This window comes from Flagellimonas sp. S3867, from assembly GCF_014698935.1.
GTDB lineage: Bacteria > Bacteroidota > Bacteroidia > Flavobacteriales > Flavobacteriaceae > Flagellimonas.
The window spans coordinates 1,151,846-1,169,337 of sequence record NZ_JACVMN010000001.1; the positions used below are offsets into that span (position 1 = coordinate 1,151,846).

15 protein-coding genes are annotated in these 17,492 nt (G+C 40.2%); 11 read left to right on the forward strand and 4 right to left on the reverse strand.

Annotated elements, in window-relative coordinates; genetic code table 11:
• Nucleotides 1-88: 88 nt before the first annotated feature.
• Genes IAG46_RS05080 through IAG46_RS05095 form a run of 4 tightly spaced genes read left to right on the forward strand, consistent with a single transcriptional unit; the run spans nt 89 to nt 5,540 of the window.
• A complete protein-coding gene (locus IAG46_RS05080; protein ID WP_190809231.1) occupies nt 89-1,597 on the forward strand; it encodes a glycoside hydrolase family 10 protein in 1,509 nt (502 codons plus the stop codon).
• On the forward strand, nt 1,594-2,877 hold the full coding sequence (locus IAG46_RS05085; protein WP_190809232.1) for an MFS transporter: 1,284 nt from the start codon (nt 1,594-1,596) through the stop codon (nt 2,875-2,877). Before IAG46_RS05080 ends, IAG46_RS05085 begins: the two co-directional genes overlap by 4 nt.
• Nucleotides 2,843-4,477 (forward strand): glycoside hydrolase family 3 protein, encoded by a 1,635-nt coding sequence (locus tag IAG46_RS05090; protein ID WP_223826583.1) that lies wholly within the window; start codon nt 2,843-2,845, stop codon nt 4,475-4,477. Before IAG46_RS05085 ends, IAG46_RS05090 begins: the two co-directional genes overlap by 35 nt.
• Nucleotides 4,464-5,540 (forward strand): anhydro-N-acetylmuramic acid kinase, encoded by a 1,077-nt coding sequence (locus tag IAG46_RS05095; RefSeq protein ID WP_190809233.1) that lies wholly within the window; start codon nt 4,464-4,466, stop codon nt 5,538-5,540. Before IAG46_RS05090 ends, IAG46_RS05095 begins: the two co-directional genes overlap by 14 nt.
• A 114-nt stretch (nt 5,541-5,654) precedes the next feature.
• Here the strand turns inward: IAG46_RS05095 and IAG46_RS05100 are convergent, their stop codons facing one another.
• From IAG46_RS05100 to IAG46_RS05115, 4 genes are all read right to left on the reverse strand, one after another.
• Nucleotides 5,655-6,863: a multidrug effflux MFS transporter gene (locus IAG46_RS05100; protein ID WP_190809234.1), complete on the reverse strand. Its 1,209-nt coding sequence runs from the start codon at nt 6,861-6,863 to the stop codon at nt 5,655-5,657.
• A 92-nt stretch (nt 6,864-6,955) separates the two neighbouring features.
• The gene (locus IAG46_RS05105; protein WP_190809235.1) at nt 6,956-8,497 is read right to left on the reverse strand and encodes an acyl-CoA carboxylase subunit beta; all 1,542 of its coding nucleotides are present in this window, start codon (nt 8,495-8,497) and stop codon (nt 6,956-6,958) included.
• Between the two features lie 5 nt (nt 8,498-8,502).
• The gene (gene accC, locus IAG46_RS05110; protein WP_190809236.1) at nt 8,503-9,945 is read right to left on the reverse strand and encodes an acetyl-CoA carboxylase biotin carboxylase subunit; all 1,443 of its coding nucleotides are present in this window, start codon (nt 9,943-9,945) and stop codon (nt 8,503-8,505) included.
• Between the two features lie 8 nt (nt 9,946-9,953).
• A complete protein-coding gene (locus IAG46_RS05115; RefSeq protein WP_223826584.1) occupies nt 9,954-10,454 on the reverse strand; it encodes an acetyl-CoA carboxylase biotin carboxyl carrier protein subunit in 501 nt (166 codons plus the stop codon).
• Between the two features lie 177 nt (nt 10,455-10,631).
• Here IAG46_RS05115 and udk point away from each other — a divergent pair, with 177 nt between their 5' ends.
• The 7 genes from udk (at nt 10,632) to IAG46_RS05150 (ending at nt 17,490) form a co-directional block, all read left to right on the forward strand.
• Complete coding sequence (udk, locus tag IAG46_RS05120; protein WP_190809756.1) at nt 10,632-11,240, forward strand: uridine kinase; 609 nt, start codon at nt 10,632-10,634, stop codon at nt 11,238-11,240.
• A 1-nt stretch (nt 11,241) separates the two neighbouring features.
• Complete coding sequence (locus tag IAG46_RS05125; protein WP_190809237.1) at nt 11,242-11,574, forward strand: septum formation initiator family protein; 333 nt, start codon at nt 11,242-11,244, stop codon at nt 11,572-11,574.
• Nucleotides 11,567-12,964, forward strand: a complete 1,398-nt coding sequence (locus tag IAG46_RS05130; RefSeq protein ID WP_190809238.1) for a methylmalonyl-CoA mutase subunit beta — start codon at nt 11,567-11,569, stop codon at nt 12,962-12,964. The genes IAG46_RS05125 and IAG46_RS05130 overlap by 8 nt, the downstream gene beginning before the upstream one ends.
• Nucleotides 12,957-15,035 carry a methylmalonyl-CoA mutase gene (gene scpA / locus IAG46_RS05135; protein WP_190809757.1) on the forward strand — a complete coding sequence of 693 codons (2,079 nt, stop codon included), beginning with the start codon at nt 12,957-12,959 and terminating at the stop codon, nt 15,033-15,035. The genes IAG46_RS05130 and scpA overlap by 8 nt, the downstream gene beginning before the upstream one ends.
• Nucleotides 15,036-15,170: 135 nt before the next feature.
• Nucleotides 15,171-15,944, forward strand: coding sequence for a ParA family protein (locus IAG46_RS05140; protein ID WP_190809239.1), 774 nt, complete (start codon nt 15,171-15,173; stop codon nt 15,942-15,944).
• Complete coding sequence (locus tag IAG46_RS05145; protein WP_190809240.1) at nt 15,945-16,856, forward strand: ParB/RepB/Spo0J family partition protein; 912 nt, start codon at nt 15,945-15,947, stop codon at nt 16,854-16,856.
• Nucleotides 16,849-17,490 carry a DUF5683 domain-containing protein gene (locus tag IAG46_RS05150; protein ID WP_368668165.1) on the forward strand — a complete coding sequence of 214 codons (642 nt, stop codon included), beginning with the start codon at nt 16,849-16,851 and terminating at the stop codon, nt 17,488-17,490. Before IAG46_RS05145 ends, IAG46_RS05150 begins: the two co-directional genes overlap by 8 nt.
• Nucleotides 17,491-17,492 lie beyond the last annotated feature (2 nt).

Sequence of the window (17,492 nt, forward strand, 5' to 3'; positions counted from 1 at the left end):
AGACGATTTTAGTTTTGAGTTAATTTAATTTTAAGTTCAAGAAAAGGCCTACTTTTAGTAACAAGTAGGCCTTTTTCATTTAATTCCTATGCAACGTATTGTATTTCTTTTACTACTACTGATTTGCTTTTCGTGTTCCGTATACAAAGCGCCAAAAACAGAATTTAGAGGAGTTTGGGTAGCCACAGTTGTAAATATTGATTGGCCAAAAAATGGCAATGACAACTCAGAAAAGAAGAAAAAAGATTTCATCGAAATTCTCGATTTCTATCAAGATTTAAACTTCAATGCAGCCATTGTTCAAATTCGTACCGCCGGAGACGCGTTCTATGAGTCAGATCTATCTCCTTGGTCTAAATATTTAACAGGGGAAGAAGGGGTGGCTCCTGAAAATTTCGACAAACCCTTGGAATGGATGATTGAAGAAACCCATAAACGTGGTATGGAGTTTCATGCATGGCTGAATCCATATCGCGCCACTTTTGATTTAGATACAACCGCACTTTCCAAAGAACATGATTATTACTTACATCCGGAATGGATGCTCAAATACGGTAAAAAATATTACTATAATCCTGGGTTGCATGAAGTCCAACAAAAACTGACCCATGTTATCGAAGAAATCGTAACCAATTATGAAGTAGACGCCATTCATTTTGATGATTACTTCTATCCCTATAAAATAAAAGGTGAAATATTCAATGACAGTTTGGCATTCCAAACCTATGGCTTGCAAAATCAAACGTTGGATGATTGGCGAAGAAGTAATGTAGATTCCTTAGTGAAAAATGTCCATAAGACCATCAAACAAAATAAACCATGGGTTCAATTTGGGATTAGCCCCTTCGGAGTTTGGAAAAACAAAAGCACAGACCCCAATGGTTCGGAGACAAGGGCAGGACAAACCAACTACGAGGATTTGTACGCTGACCCCCTACTCTGGATTGAAAAAGAATGGTTGGATTATTTAGTTCCCCAAGTGTATTGGAGCATGGATTATCCACCTGCTTCACATCGCATCATTACCCAATGGTGGTCCAAAAAAGTCAAGAACACCAACCTCTATATTGGAAATGGCACTTATAAAATCAAGAATAATCCGGATAAAGCTTGGAAAAAGAAAAACGAAATACCCAAACAACTTTCTTTGGCAAGATCCACTGAAGAAATCACCGGTAATATCTTTTTTAGCGCCAAATCCCTAATTGGAAAACATGAAAACATTACCAAAGGATTAAAAAAGAAATTTTATAAATATCCCGCCCAAAACCCTGTTGGTCAAATAAAGACTAAAAGAACCTTACCGGCCATAGTGGTCGAATCTGCCCAAATCCATGATAGAAAGCTTCAAATTTGTGTTTCACATGAAGATAGCATTCCACGATTCCTACAGCTATATTCCATAGATAGGTCAGACTCCAACCAAAAACAACTCATAGGAAAGCGTTATCTTTCGGTAGGGCAAAAGCAGATTTGTTCCCAAATAGATTTGACCAAAAAACAAGTAAAAAACAAGATTGGCATCTCATTGATTGATGCATATGGTAATGAAAGTCAAACCCAAATCATTTCCCAATCCATAAAACAAAGTAAATGAGCACCGTTGCCAAAGACAAAGGGGCCTGGGCTTGGATACCCATTCTCTATTTTACCCAAGGAATCCCATATATTATGGTGGTTGTCGTTTCCGTAATCATGTATAAACGCTTGGGTATCGGTAATGCCGAAATTGGCTTGTACACCAGTTGGCTATATCTTCCATGGGTCTTAAAACCCCTCTGGAGTCCACTTGTAGACCTTAATGGAACCAAAAGAAAATGGTTTTTGGCCATGCAACTCGTGGTTGCATTATCATTTTTAGGCATTGGTCTTTTTCTTCCTTCCAATTCATTTTTTATCATAACCCTAGCATTTTTCTGGATGGCCGCATTCGCTTCGGCAACCAACGATATTGCTTCCGATGGGTATTACATGATCGGGCTTACGCAGAAAAAGCAATCTTTCTTTATCGGATTGCGAAGCACTTTTTACCGATTGGCCATGGTGACTGGGCAAGGGCTTTTGGTCATATTTGCCGGTTTTTTGGAAAATAAATACGGAGACAATACAAAAGCTTGGTCAATGACCATGATTTGCGCCGCAGTGCTAATGTTGCTATTGACTATTTCCAACTTTTTTGCAGCACCAAAGTTTGAACAATCATCCAACATTACCCAAGAAAAACCTGCTGGCTTTTTGGATGTATTTGCCTCTTTCTTTAAGAAAAAACAAATCTGGATTGCATTGGCATTTATCCTTAGCTATCGATTGGGAGAATCACAGCTTGTGAAAATGGCCTCCCCTTTTCTGTTAGATACTTTGGATGTCGGTGGTTTGGAATATTCCACGGAAGCTGTAGGTACCATTTATGGCACCGTGGGCGTCATTATGCTTTCTTTAGGTGGTATTTTAGGTGGAATCCTGATTTCAAGAGATGGATTGAAAAAATGGATGCTTCCCATGATGCTAGCACTTAACCTGCCCAATATTCTTTATGCACTTTTGGCTTTTACACAATCCACAAGTCTCTTTGCCGTAGTTGGGACTGTTGTTCTGGAGCAATTTGGTTACGGATTCGGATTTGCGGCTTTCCTTATCTATCTGATCTATATTGCGGAAGGAGTTTCCAAAACTTCACATTATGCCATAGCTACTGGATTCATGGCTTTGGGTATGATGCTGCCAGGAATGTTAAGCGGATATATTCAAGAATGGTTGGGGTATGATGGATTTTTCCTTTGGGTGGTCATTGCCGCCATCCCTGCCTTTTTAATCCTACGGTTTTTGAAATACCCGGAAGATTATGGCAAGAAATCCAATTCCGATGATGACGCATAAATTCGCATCATACAAAGAAGCATCAGAAAAGCTCACCTTAAAACAAAAAGTGGGGCAACTGTTCATGCCCGCTGTTTTTATAAATGATTCCGAGGAAGAAGTACAACAAATTGAAGATTTAATCCGCACCCACGCTATAGGAGCGATATGTTTCTTTCATAGTCGTGCCAGTGCTGCCACAAATTTCGAGGGCAAAAAGAAAGTAGTTCATAACGAACATAGTTACGACCGTTTAAAACAACTGATTTCCCGATATCAAAACGCGGCCCAATTTCCATTATTGGTGGCCATTGATGCCGAATGGGGACTGGCTATGCGCATTGAGAATACATATCAATACCCCTACGCAATTACGTTGGGAGCCATTCAAGAAAATTCAGAATTGATTTTTGAGGTTGGAAGGCAAATCGCCTTGGATTGTAAAAAGGCTGGCATACATTGGAACCTTGCTCCTGTAGTTGACATCAACGACAATCCGGAAAACCCTGTAATTGGATATCGGTCCTTTGGGGATGATAAAAACAAGGTGCTTTCCAAAAGCGAAGCTTATTTAAAAGGGATGAAAAGTGTTGGTGTGCTCAATGCTATCAAACACTTTCCCGGGCATGGTGATACCGCAACCGATTCCCATTTGGGATTACCCGTTATAACCAAATCCAAAGAAGATTTGTTGGATAACGAGTTATATCCATTTGCCGAACTCATAAAGCAGGGAGTGGATGCTGTAATGGTCGGACATTTAGCTGTTCCTGCATTGGATGATTCAGAAAATCCGGCTACCACTTCATCCAAAATAATTACGAATGTTTTACGGAAAGATTTGGGATTTGAGGGCGTAATCATTTCCGATGCACTCAATATGCATGCTGTTTCCAAAAAATTTCCGGAAAAAGGAACGCTGGAATCAACCGCATTTAAGGCCGGAATGGATGTGATGTGTTTTTCTGAGAATGTAGAGGAAGGGATTCAACAGATAATAGACTCAGCTTGCAAAGAACGAATTGATGCTAGTTTTAAAAGAGTATGGAAATTAAAAGAACATGCTTACACAGATGCAGACCAACAGCAAAGTACGTCACCTCTTTCAGCATTGAACAAAACATTGGCTCAACAGAGCATTACCGAGCTTTATAGAGATTCACTAGCTGTTGAACAAATCAAAAAATCCAATTTTCTGAACCTTTCGGTGGACAACCAGAAAGAGAACAACTTTTCTGTATCCGTTGAAAAGCAATACGGGCAGCGCCACCATCCATTGGAATTGAATTCAATTAATAAAATTAGAAAACTCACCGCTGAATATGAAAATATCGTATTGGCACTCTTCCCACCTTTAGTAAAACCTAAAAATCAATTTGGATTTCAATCTGAAATATTGGATTTCATCAATGAATTATCCGCACAAAAGAACGTTTTGACTTATCTTTTTGGAAACCCTTATGTTCTGGATATTCTAGAACTGAATCCACCCTCCAATGTCGTGGTCGCCTTTCAAGACTTCCCTGAATTCCAAACAGAAGCTATCCATCACTTCAATGGTCAAATTGAAGCCAAGGGCAAACTCCCGGTAAAACTCAAAAATTATCATGAAAAAGTTTAAGGTTTTAGGATTGATGTCCGGCACCTCTTTGGATGGTTTGGATTTGGCGTATTGCCATTTATGGCAAGTCAATAATCGTTGGGAGTTTTCGATTGAAAAAAACAAGGATGTTTCCTACGAAACTGAGCTAAAAAATTCTCTAAAGAATGCCATTTACTTATCTGAAAAAGAACATGGCCAATTACACAAGGATTATGGGGTTTGGCTAGGGAATCAAGCCAGAAATTTTATTGAAGAACACCATTTAGAGGTTGATTTTATAGCAAGTCATGGACACACTTCGCACCACCGGCCGGAAGATGGAATCACCTTTCAATTGGGAGATGGACAATTGTTGGCCAATACAAGCGGCAAACAGGTCATTTGTGATTTCAGAACGAAAGATGTTTCGCTAAAGGGACAAGGCGCACCCCTGGTTCCTATTGGAGACCAATTGTTGTTTTCTTCGTATGATTTCTGTTTGAATTTGGGTGGCATCAGTAATATGTCTTTTGAAAAAGATGGTAACCGAATCGCTTTTGATATTGGTTTGGCCAATATGCCGTTGAACTATATCACCCAAAAACTGGGTCTGGATTATGATGAAAATGGAAAACTTGCGGGATCAGGAAAATTGGATGAAGAATTATTGCAAAAATTGAATCAACTGGAGTATTACAAACTCCCCTATCCAAAATCCACGGGATATGAATGGTTCACAGAGAAGATTGTTCCGTTGATTGAAGCCTCCAATGCCTGGGAAAATGATTTACTGCATACTTTTATACATCACAACAATGAGCAAATTGCGATTGAAGTACAGAGACATTCCGTCAAACCTCAAAACAAATTATTCGTTACTGGTGGCGGTGCCTTAAATCGATTTTTTGTGGACACTCTTCGAGTCAAACTTGGTAATACAGTTGAGGTTGTGGTTCCTGACAAAACGTTGATTTCCTATAAAGAAGCTTTGGTTTTTGCTTTAATGGGAGTACTCCGCGTTGAAAATGAAATCAATGTGCTCTCCTCCGTAACGGGAGCAACCCAAGATTCCTGCAGTGGTGAGATTTTCTTTCCAGAATAATAGGAGTTAAGCAATTGTCTCTTCGAGTGCAGTCAAGAAATCTTAACACTATATCCTTAAATTGGTCTCGACCGCGCTCGACCTGACAGGTATAAAAATCTATCTGTAATTGTTTTATACTGCAGCTATTCTTCTTGGCTTCCGTATTGTCATATAAATAAGCAACGAAACAATCCCACAAATAGCCAACCCAGCAAAAAGTGGCCACACACTGGTCTCCACAAAGTCCCCAATAAATGTAGCAATTGGAATGGCCAACAAGGTAGACACAAAGCCATTGATTGCAGCCCCGATTCCTGCTATATGACCAATGGGCTCCATGGCTATGGACCTAAAATTCCCCCACATAAAACCAAGACAAAAGAACTGCGCTGAAAGAAATCCTACCAAAACAAAGATGTTCGGGTTGGGTGCGTTCCAAAATAGGAATGCATACAATAATGCTACTACGCAAAAGGCAGCGAGAGCCATTAAAGAAAGTTTGCGCATACCAAATCGCAACACCAATGTTCCGTTAAGAAATGTAGAAAGACCAATAGAAATTGCCAATCCCGCAAAAATATATGGAAATGCCTCCTTCATTTGGTAAATGTCTTCGAACACATGCTGTGCTGCACTCAGGTAGACCAAAAAAGCTCCTGTAACCAAGCCAGACATCAAAGTATAGGCAATAGTCTCCTTGTATTTCATAAACTCCTTGACTCCATCCACAAAAACATGACTTGAAAATGGGATTTTGAATTCTGGTTTCAGGGTTTCAGGCTGTCGTTTCCAAAACCAAATACAAACTAGTAGTCCAAAAACCAATTGTATATAAAAAATGGCCTTCCATCCCAAGTTATCTAAAATGACTTTACCTATTGCCGGAGCTACTACAGGTACCAGAATAAAAAATGCAACGACAAACGACATTACTTTGGCCATGTAGTCGCCTTTGTATGTATCACGAATTATGGATATGGCCAAGGTTCGAGGCGCAGAAAGACCAATCCCCTGTAATATTCTACCCACTATCATTATTTCCAAGGATGGTGCAAATACGCACAGGATACTTGCTAAAACAAATACGATAAAGCCAACGTAAACAATTGGTTTTCTGCCATAACAATCGGATAATGGACCAAAAAACAGTTGCCCCACTCCTAGCCCCAAGAATATCATGGTGACCAATAGCTGGTTATCTGTTGGATTTAAGCTATTTATTGCAATCCCGATATCCGAAATTGCAGGTAAAAGGGCATCAATTGCCAAGGCTACAATGGACATTAACGAAGCCATTAAGGCAATAAACTCAAAATTGGGTTTTTGGGTGTCTTTTTGCATTACGCAAAATTACGCATACCCTTTTCCACAGTGAATTTTTTAGGAAGGTATTTAGAAATGGAGTTATAAAAACTTCTTATGGTTCTGAAAAATCACAAAGGAATGTTCCCATGCTTCTTTTTTGGGGTTTGCACTTGTTTTTTCTCCAACATTGCAAAGGCTTTCAATAATTTGCGTCTTGTGTTTTTGGGCAAAATCACTTCATCTATAAATCCGCGCCTTGCAGCTCTGTATGGATTGGCAAATTTGTCGGCATACTCAGTTTCTTTTTCCTTTAGCTTGGCCTCTTGGTCATCAGCAGCAGCAATTTCCCTCCTGAAAATAATCTCACTGGCGCCTTTGGCACCCATTACGGCAATCTCCGCTGTGGGCCATGCAAAATTGAAATCGGCACCAATATGCTTGGAATTCATCACATCATAAGCCCCGCCATAAGCCTTTCTCGTAATCACTGTTACCCGAGGCACTGTTGCTTCGCTAAGTGCATACAGCAGTTTAGCACCATGCATAATGATTCCGTTCCATTCTTGGTCTGTTCCTGGTAAAAATCCTGGAACATCCACCAATACGAGTAATGGAATATTGAAGGCATCACAAAACCGGGTAAAACGCGCTGCTTTTCTTGAGCTCTTCACTCCCAAAACTCCTGCCAAAAACATAGGTTGATTGGCAATTATTCCAACACTTCTACCTCCTAATCGCGCAAAACCCACAATGATATTTTCAGCATAATCCTTATGGATTTCATAAAAGGAATCGGTATCAATAATCCCATTGATCACGTCGTGCATGTCGTACGGTTTGTTGGGATTGTCAGGTACAATATTGGAAAGTTCCTCGCGTAGTTCTTCTCCCAATTCGCACTCAATTGATTTGGGAATTTCCGAGTTATTTTGGGGAAGATATTCCAACAACTTTTTAATATCGTCCAGACAAGTGGCATCATTACTCGAAGTTTTATGTGCTACTCCAGATTTAGTTGCATGTGTACTTGCTCCGCCAAGTTCTTCTGAAGTTACTTCTTCATTCGTTACCGTTTTCACCACATTCGGACCGGTCACGAACATATAACTGGTCTCTTCCACCATTACAATAAAATCGGTCATGGCCGGAGAATAGACAGCGCCCCCGGCGCAAGGTCCCATAACGGCAGAAATTTGGGGAATAACTCCGGAGGCCTGCACATTTCTATAAAAAATATCGGCATACCCTCCCAAGGATTTGACCCCTTCTTGAATTCGTGCACCACCTGAATCATTCAACCCGATTATGGGTGCGCCCACTTTCATGGCCAGATCCATCACTTTGCAAATTTTTTCGGCATGTGTTTCAGACAAAGCTCCGCCAAAAACGGTAAAATCCTGGGCATATACATACACCAGCCTTCCGTTGATGTTTCCATAACCTGTTACCACACCATCGCCAAAATAGATTTCCTTGTCCATCCCAAAATCTGTGGTCCGATGGGTAACCAAAATGCCCATTTCTTCAAAAGATCCTTCATCAAGTAAATAATGGATTCGTTCCCGAGCAGTTAGTTTTTTCTTTTGATGTTGCTTCGCAATCCGCTTTTCGCCCCCACCTAAATGAGCTTCATCAATCTTATCTTTTAAAATTTTTATTTTGGAATCCATTGGTGTTAGTTTGTGGGTAGTTGTACTATTTTTTTATCATCAAGGTATTGATACAGTGCGACCATCGCAGCAATCTCTGCTTCACTTTCATTTTTCTTTTTGATTTTTTCCGGGGAATAGTAATTCTTTACAAAATGGGTATCAAAATTCCCCGATCGGAAGGCCTCATGGGTAAAAACAAAAGTTCCAAAGGGCAAAGTAGTTTGCACACCTTTTATTTTATAATCTTGAATGGCATCAAGCATCAATTCGATGGCTTCTTCACGTGTTTTTCCATAAGTAATCAATTTAGAAAGCATGGGGTCATAGTAAATTGGGATGTCCATCCCCTCTTCAAAACCATTATCTACCCGAACGCCATCTCCAACCGGAAGTCGGTACGTTTCCAAATTACCCACACTGGGAAGAAAATCGTTCAATGGATCTTCGGCATATACACGAAGCTCTACAGCATGGCCATCAATTTTTAAATCTTCTTGCTTGATGGATAGCTTTTCACCTCTAGCCACTTTAATCTGTAATTCTACCAAATCTACACCAGAAATCAACTCGGTAACCGGGTGTTCCACTTGCAAACGGGTATTCATTTCCAAGAAATAGAAGTTAAGGTCGGCATCCATTAAAAACTCGACCGTACCAGCACCTACATAATCGCAGGCTTTGGCAACTTTGGTTGCTGCCACTCCCATTTCTTCCCGCAATTCTGGAGTCAACACAGAAGATGGCGCTTCTTCCACCACCTTTTGGTGCCGTCGCTGTATACTGCATTCGCGTTCAAAAAAGTGCAGGACGTTGCCATGGGTATCAGCCATCACCTGGATTTCAATATGCCTAGGTGAGGTCACATATTTTTCCACAAAGACCGAACCATCGCCAAAGGCGGAGGTAGCCTCACTGATAGCCCGTTCCATTTGTGATTCCAAATCAGCTTCTTTTTCCACAATCCGCATACCTTTTCCACCGCCCCCTGCGGAAGCCTTTATCAAAACAGGATATCCAATCTCGTTGGCTATCTCATGCGCTTTGCCCACATCGGTAATAGCTTCATCTATACCGGGCACCATGGGAATATTATATTCCTTTACGGCATCTTTGGCCGCCAACTTGCTCCCCATAATCCGGATAGCTTTGGATTTGGGTCCAATAAAAGTGAGTCCATTTTTTTCAACGGCTTCGGCAAAATCTGCATTCTCACTTAAAAAGCCATACCCGGGATGGATTCCATCAACATTTAATTTCTTGGCCACCTCAATAATCTTGTCTCCCAACAAATACGATTTATTGGAAGGTGCCTCTCCGATGCAAACGGCTTCATCGGCGAACCGTACGTGTGGTGCATTTCTATCTACTTCAGAGAAAACAGCTACGGTGTTTATTCCCATTTTTTTTGCTGTCCGCATGACCCTTAAGGCAATTTCACCACGATTTGCAATCAATATTTTTTTCATAACCAATCTTATTGAAATTCAATTAGCAATTGTTGTTTATCAACTGCATCACCTTGCTTAACAGCAACCTTTTTTACAACTCCTTTTCTTGGCGAAGTGATGATATTTTCCATTTTCATGGCTTCCAAGACCAATAACTGCTGATCTTCCTCCACTTCTTGGCCCTCTTCTACCGAAATACTCAAAATAAGGCCTGGCATGGGAGCGGAAATAGAGTTAATATTTTTGGAGCCATTGGAAGCAAAGCCCATTTTCTTAATAAGCTCATCCAAAGGAGTGCCAATCGAAGTTTGATACTCACTCCCGTTCACTTTAACCGAATACAATCCATTTGGATAATCAGAAACAGTGATCTCTATCTTGAAAGCTGCTCCATTTTTTAGTATGTGGTAGGTGTTGTTACCGGTTTTGAGAATATCCAGTTCAGAAATATCCTCTTCGGACAATTGAAAATCAAAGTCTCCGTCAACTTTGATCATATGTGACTTTTCCATAAAAACAGTTCCCATGGTTACCTAGATAAATATAAGATTAATGACCTAATACCTTGCAAATCTAGTCTCATAAACTTTTATGAATTATGATAATAATCATTCATTACTATGCAGGACCTGCGTAATTATGCATTGAGATTGGTAGTTTGGAAATCTTATCAAATGCTTACTTTTGAGGTTAAAATTATCACCATGCTGATATTGGGAATTGCTGGAGGTACGGGTTGTGGAAAAACCACGGTTGTCAATCAAATTGTAGATCAACTACCGGAAAACGAAGTTGGTGTCATCTCTCAGGATTCTTATTATAATGACCTTTCCCATTTGACCAAGGAAGAGCGGGGGAAAATCAATTTTGACCATCCAAATTCGATAGATTTTGATTTGTTGATTGCCCATCTTGAAGAGTTAAAGCAAGGTAAGCCCATTGAAAAACCTATTTATTCCTTTGTTGAGGAGAACCGCTTGGAGGATACAATTCTCACGAAGCCAAGAAAGGTGATGATCGTAGAGGGCATTCTTGTATTGAGCAATGCCAAACTTCGTGAAATGTTTGATATCAAAATTTATGTACATGCAGATTCCGATGAACGTTTGATACGCAGATTGCAGCGTGACATTAGAGAGCGTGGTCATGATTTGGACAAGGTGTTAACAAGGTATCAAACCGCCGTTAAACCAATGCATCAACAATTTATAGAGCCTTCCAAAGAATTTGCAGATATCATAATCCCCAACAACCACTACAATACCGTGGCCGTGGATATGGTGCGGACAATCATAAATGATAGGTTACATTAAAATGGGATTCAAGGAATTTAAGAACAAAAAATGGTTTAAGATAATGACCAACATGTACGTGCTGGTGCTTACCATTTTTGTGATTTGGATGGCTTTTTTTGATGCAAATTCCATGTTTATTCATCAAGAATTAAGGAAAGACATCAAAAAGTTGAGAGAACAAAAAGAGTTCCTCCAAGGAGAAATCAATAAAGACAAAGAAGAGCTTCAAAAATTTTCAGATAAATGGGAACTCGAAAAGCTTGCTCGCGAAAAATACTATATGAAGAAAGAGAAGGAAGAAATCTTCTTGATTGAATACGAGGACAGCCTAAAAATCAAAAAAAATGAGTAAACCAGGTTTGTTTGACGAATTTCCCGAAGTTTCTGCAAAACAGTGGAAACAAAAAATCCAATTTGATCTAAAGGGAGCGGATTATAATGATACCTTGATTTGGGAATCTTTGGAAGGGATTGCGGTAAAACCTTTCTACCATGCTGAGGATTTAACAGGATTGAAAACCTTTTGTCTTCCAAAAGAACACCATTGGAAAATTGCACAGTCCATATATGCCGGTGACACAAAACAGGCTAACCAAAAAGCGGTTGACGCTCTAAATAAAGGCGCGGAGAGTTTAATGTTTATTATTCCGAATAAAGATTTGGATGCTAAATCACTATTGGCAAATATCGATTTGGAAACCACTCAACTACATTTCAATTTTGATTTTTTGGCGCTTGATCCTATTAAAAAGTTACTTGCATTTTTAGAGGGCACAAAAAATAGAAGTTATCTCAATATCGACATCGTTGGTAATTTGGCAAAAAATGGGAATTGGTTCCACAGTTTGGATAAAGACCATTCTATTTTGGAAGAAATTTATGGCTTGACCAAAAACCAAAACACAATTTCAACACTTTGTGTTGATTTGTCCCTGTATCAAAACTCCGGTGCCAACATGGTGCAGCAATTGGCATATGGTTTGGCACATGCCAATGAATACCTTAACCATTTTTCAAACATCGCCCCGAGCGCAGTCAAGAGGTCTTTCCCAATTACCTTCAAAACATCTGTGGGAAGCAACTATTTCTTAGAAATAGCGAAACTAAGGGCGCTCAGATGGCTATGGAAGACTGTTTCATCTGCTTATGGTATTTCAAATGAATGTCACATCTTGGCCTTTCCTTCAAAACGGAACAAGACTTTATATGATTACAATGTCAACATGCTGCGGACCACCTCAGAATGCATGTCCGCTATCTTAGGAGGAGCAGATACCGTTTGCAATACACCTTATGATGGCATCTATCACAAAGACAATGCATTTGGAGAACGAATTGCCAGAAACCAATTGTTGTTGCTAAAAGAGGAAAGCTATTTTGATCAAGCCTCAAAAGTGTCCGAAGGTTCCTATTATATAGAATCCATGACAAAGCAATTGGCAGAAAAGGCCCTTAAGCTTTTAAAATACATTGAAAACGCAGGAGGTTTTTTATCAGAACTGAAAAAAGGGAGCATCCAAGGAAAAATTAAAGACAGTGCCACAAAAGAACAGCAACTTTTTGATTGGGGTGGAATCACCTTGGTGGGTACCAACAAATTCCAAAACGCCGAGGATAAAATGAAAGCTGACATTGAACTATATCCTTTTGTAAAGATCAAGCCAAGAAAAACCATTATTGAGCCCATAATTGAAAGGCGTTTAGCAGAAGCATTGGAACAAAAAAGATTGGATGATGAGTAGAAAGAACCTTCAAAGTTTAGAGTTGTCCCAAATTGTCGGGTCGAGTGAGGTAGAGACTTCCAAAAACGAAAATCTCAACTTTGCCGCAGGTATTCCTCCTTTTCTTCGTGGTCCCTATTCAACCATGTACGTTCGCCGTCCGTGGACCATCCGTCAATATGCGGGTTTCTCCACCGCTGAAGAAAGCAATGCTTTTTACAGAAGAAATTTGGAGGCAGGTCAAAAAGGGCTTTCCGTTGCTTTTGATTTACCCACGCACCGTGGATATGATAGCGACAACAATCGCGTAGTTGGTGATGTTGGCAAGGCCGGGGTCGCCATTGATTCTGTAGAGGACATGAAGATCCTTTTCGATGGTATTCCCTTGGATAAAATGTCGGTTTCCATGACAATGAACGGAGCTGTACTCCCCATTATGGCATTTTATATAGTAGCCGCAGAGGAACAGGGTGTAGCCATGGAGAAACTTTCTGGGACCATCCAAAATGACATTCTCAAGGAATTTATGGTTCGGAACACCTACATCTACCCCCCAGCACCATCAATGCAACTAGTGGCAGATATTTTTGAGTTCTCGAGCAAAAACATGCCCAAATTCAACAGTATTAGTATTTCTGGATACCATATGCACGAAGCTGGTGCTCCTGCCGCCATTGAACTGGCGTATACCTTGGCAGATGGCATTGAATATATTAGAACAGGCATAAAAGCAGGGTTAAAAATAGATGAATTCGCTCCGCGACTTTCCTTTTTCTGGGGAATTGGAATGAACCATTTTACAGAAATCGCCAAAATGCGAGCCGGTCGTATGCTCTGGGCCAAATTAGTCAAGGAATTTGACCCAAAAACCGAAAAATCCTTAATGCTCCGTACCCATAGCCAGACCAGTGGGTGGAGTTTGACGGAACAAGACCCTTTCAACAATGTAGCACGAACAACTATTGAGGCCATGGCGGCGGCTTTTGGAGGAACTCAAAGTTTGCATACAAACGCTTTGGATGAAGCCATTGCCTTACCAACCGATTTTTCGGCTCGTATTGCAAGGAATACACAAATTTATCTGCAGCAAGAAACCCATATCACCAAAACCGTAGATCCCTGGGCCGGAAGCCATGTTGTTGAAAAACTTACTTCAGCAATTGCCGAGGAAGCCTGGAAACTCATCCAAGAAGTTGAAAAATTAGGTGGAATGACCAAAGCCATTGAGGCCGGAATTCCAAAAATGCGAATTGAGGAAGCAGCAGCAAAAAAACAAGCTCGCATTGATAGTGGCCAGGATACGATAGTTGGCGTCAATAAATATATTTTGAAAAATGAGGATGATCTTCAAATCCTTGAAGTGGACAACGACAAAGTTCGTAAGCAGCAAATCGCCCAATTACACCAACTTAAATCCCACAGGGATGAAGATGCTGTTCAAAAATCCTTAAGTGCAATCACCGAAGCTTCCAAAAAGGCGTTGCAAAACGGTGTAGAGCGTGAAAATTTATTAGCTTTAGCGATTACGGCTGCCAAGCTACGTGCCACTTTGGGTGAGATAAGTGATGCCATGGAAAGTGCTTTTGGCAGGTATCAAGCAAAAATACAATCGTTTACAGGAGTGTATTCCAAAGAAATCAAAAATGACGAAAGTTTTGAAAAAGCCAAAAACATGGCGAACGATTTTGCTTTGGAAGAAGGTAGGCGGCCTAGAATCATGATTGCAAAAATGGGTCAAGATGGTCATGATCGTGGTGCAAAAGTTGTTGCCACAGGTTATGCCGACCTAGGTTTTGATGTAGATATTGGTCCACTCTTCCAAACGCCTTCGGAAGTTGCTAAACAAGCGGTTGAGAATGATGTTCATGTTCTGGGAATTTCCTCCTTGGCCGGTGGACACAAAACACTGGTCCCTGAGGTGGTAAAAGAGCTCAAGAATTACGGACGAGAGGATATTCTGGTAATAGTTGGCGGGGTAATCCCAAAACAAGATTACAAACACTTATTGGATCATGGTGCAGTTGCCGTATTCGGCCCTGGTACTAAAATCAGCGATGCAGCCATTGATATCTTAAAGATTTTGATGGACTGACTCCTCATAAATTCCTTACAATTATAACTTTAACTTTCTTTAACGTGCAATGGGGATGTTATTCACCTAGTGTTAACAAAATACATTTTTTAACGTCTTAAATAATTGTATTTTTAGCACCTAACTTACTATGAAATGGGCAAGATAATTGCTATTGCGAATCAGAAGGGTGGTGTAGGTAAGACAACAACAACGGTGAACCTTGCTGCCTCACTTGGTGTACTGGAAAAAAAGGTGTTGTTGATTGATGCTGACCCACAAGCAAATGCAACCTCAGGTTTGGGCGTTGATGTAGATAGTGTTGAACAGGGCACATATCAGTTGTTGGAACATACCAAAACTGTGGATGAGGTTATCATACAAACTGATTCACCCAATGTAGATCTTATACCGGCACATATTGACCTCGTTGCCATTGAGATAGAATTGGTCGATAAGGACAACAGGGAATATATGTTAAAAGAAGCCCTTAAGGGCTTGGGTAATCGGTACGATTATATTTTAATCGATTGCGCACCATCATTGGGATTATTGACCTTGAATGCGCTGACCGCAGCAGACTCAGTTATGATTCCGATACAATGTGAGTATTTTGCTTTGGAAGGTTTGGGAAAATTGTTGAACACCATAAAAAGTGTTCAGAAAATCCACAATAATGATTTAGATATAGAAGGTATGCTGTTGACGATGTACGATTCAAGATTGCGCCTTTCCAATCAAGTTGTGGAAGAAGTTAAAAAGCACTTTTCGGATATGGTCTTTGATACCATTATCCAGCGAAACGTTAGGTTAAGTGAGGCACCCAGTTACGGTGAAAGTATCATCAAATATGATGCTAGCAGTAAAGGTGCTACAAATTACCTGAACTTGGCCAATGAAGTATTGAAAAAAAACAAGGAGAAAGTTTAAATGGCGAAAGCAACCAAAAAGCAGGCTTTGGGAAGAGGTCTGTCCGCTCTTTTAAAAGACCCCGAAAACGATATCCAGTCAGTTTCGGATAAAAACGCGGACCAGGTCATTGGAAATGTTGTTGAATTAGATGTAGATTCCATTGAAGTGAATCCCTTTCAACCTCGTTCCAACTTTAACGATGAAACCCTAAAAGAACTGGCAAGTTCCATAAGAGAATTAGGAATTATTCAGCCTATCACGGTTAGAAAACTCGATTTCAATAAATTTCAGCTTGTATCAGGAGAAAGAAGGTTTAGAGCTTCTAAATTAGTAGGGTTAAAGACCATTCCTGCATACATTAGAATTGCCAATGACCAAGAATCATTGGAAATGGCTCTAGTCGAAAATATTCAGCGTCAAGACCTTGATCCTATCGAAATTGCTTTGTCCTACCAGCGACTTATCGATGAAATTCAGGTTACCCAAGAAAAATTGAGTGATCGCGTGGGGAAAAAACGTTCTACAATAACCAACTACATGCGTCTTCTAAAGTTACATCCTATCATCCAAACGGGAATGCGAGATGGATTTGTGACCATGGGGCATGGACGTGCTTTGATAAATATTGAGAAGAAGAAAGACCAAATCAACATTTATGAAAAAGTGGTTTCCGATGGTCTTTCGGTAAGAGAGACAGAACGTTTGGTGAAAACATACAAAGATGCCAAGAGCGGAACGGTTTCAACTAAAAAGCAAGATGTTCAAAAAGAAGTTCCCAATTTTATCTCTAAAGGATTGGATGCGTTAAAAAAACGGCTATCCACGCAAGTCGACATTTCCACATCGCAAAGCGGAAAGGGTAAGATTGTAATTCCATTTCATTCCAAAGAGGAGTTTCAGCGATTAAGAAAATTATTGACAGGTGACTAAGAACCTTCTTTTTATTTGCATTTTTCTGCTTTCCTTTCATTTCGCTTTCTCACAAGAAAAAGATAGTCAGCAGCCTCCGAATGCAATTGATTCGTTGGCCCAGGATTTAGAGGGAGAAGGTATCACTCTCGAAGAGGTCACCTATGAGAAAAAAAGGATAAACCCACTTGCTCCGAGCAAGGCGGCATTTTATTCTGCCATACTACCTGGTTTGGGCCAGATATACAACAAGCGTTACTGGAAAGCACCCATTGTTTGGGGGGCCATTGGAACCGGAATCTATGTGTATTCTACGAACAATACGCAATACAATAGTGCAAGGGATGCTTTTAAAAGACGTCGTGCCGGATTCACTGATGACCAGTTTTACGACCTTAATGGTGATGGTGAAGGCCCCGATATTTCCTTGGATGCGCTACAAGATGCTCAAGAAAGTACACAACGTGATCGCGACTTATCTTTGTTGATAACCATTGCCTTGTATGCATTCAATATAATTGATGCCAATGTTGATGCCCACCTTAAACAATATAATGTGGATGATAATCTTTCCATCGATTTTCAACCCTATTTAGATTTAAATCCCCTGACCAACAATCCTAATTATGGGATGGCCTTGGTCGTTAAATTTTAGCT

What these genes read in the sequence shown, in the direction of transcription:
- accC (WP_190809236.1), bottom strand. Translation starts at nt 9,945, where the DNA reads ATGAAAAAAATATTGATTGCAAATCGTGGTGAAATTGCCTTAAGGGTC.
- IAG46_RS05090 (WP_223826583.1), top strand. Translation starts at nt 2,843, where the DNA reads ATGGCAAGAAATCCAATTCCGATGATGACGCATAAATTCGCATCATAC.
- IAG46_RS05145 (WP_190809240.1), top strand. Translation starts at nt 15,945, where the DNA reads ATGGCGAAAGCAACCAAAAAGCAGGCTTTGGGAAGAGGTCTGTCCGCT.
- IAG46_RS05125 (WP_190809237.1), top strand. Translation starts at nt 11,242, where the DNA reads ATGGGATTCAAGGAATTTAAGAACAAAAAATGGTTTAAGATAATGACC.
- IAG46_RS05115 (WP_223826584.1), bottom strand. Translation starts at nt 10,454, where the DNA reads ATGGGAACTGTTTTTATGGAAAAGTCACATATGATCAAAGTTGACGGA.
- IAG46_RS05085 (WP_190809232.1), top strand. Translation starts at nt 1,594, where the DNA reads ATGAGCACCGTTGCCAAAGACAAAGGGGCCTGGGCTTGGATACCCATT.
- IAG46_RS05095 (WP_190809233.1), top strand. Translation starts at nt 4,464, where the DNA reads ATGAAAAAGTTTAAGGTTTTAGGATTGATGTCCGGCACCTCTTTGGAT.
- scpA (WP_190809757.1), top strand. Translation starts at nt 12,957, where the DNA reads ATGAGTAGAAAGAACCTTCAAAGTTTAGAGTTGTCCCAAATTGTCGGG.
- IAG46_RS05105 (WP_190809235.1), bottom strand. Translation starts at nt 8,497, where the DNA reads ATGGATTCCAAAATAAAAATTTTAAAAGATAAGATTGATGAAGCTCAT.
- udk (WP_190809756.1), top strand. Translation starts at nt 10,632, where the DNA reads ATGCTGATATTGGGAATTGCTGGAGGTACGGGTTGTGGAAAAACCACG.
- IAG46_RS05100 (WP_190809234.1), bottom strand. Translation starts at nt 6,863, where the DNA reads ATGCAAAAAGACACCCAAAAACCCAATTTTGAGTTTATTGCCTTAATG.
- IAG46_RS05140 (WP_190809239.1), top strand. Translation starts at nt 15,171, where the DNA reads ATGGGCAAGATAATTGCTATTGCGAATCAGAAGGGTGGTGTAGGTAAG.
- IAG46_RS05130 (WP_190809238.1), top strand. Translation starts at nt 11,567, where the DNA reads ATGAGTAAACCAGGTTTGTTTGACGAATTTCCCGAAGTTTCTGCAAAA.
- IAG46_RS05080 (WP_190809231.1), top strand. Translation starts at nt 89, where the DNA reads ATGCAACGTATTGTATTTCTTTTACTACTACTGATTTGCTTTTCGTGT.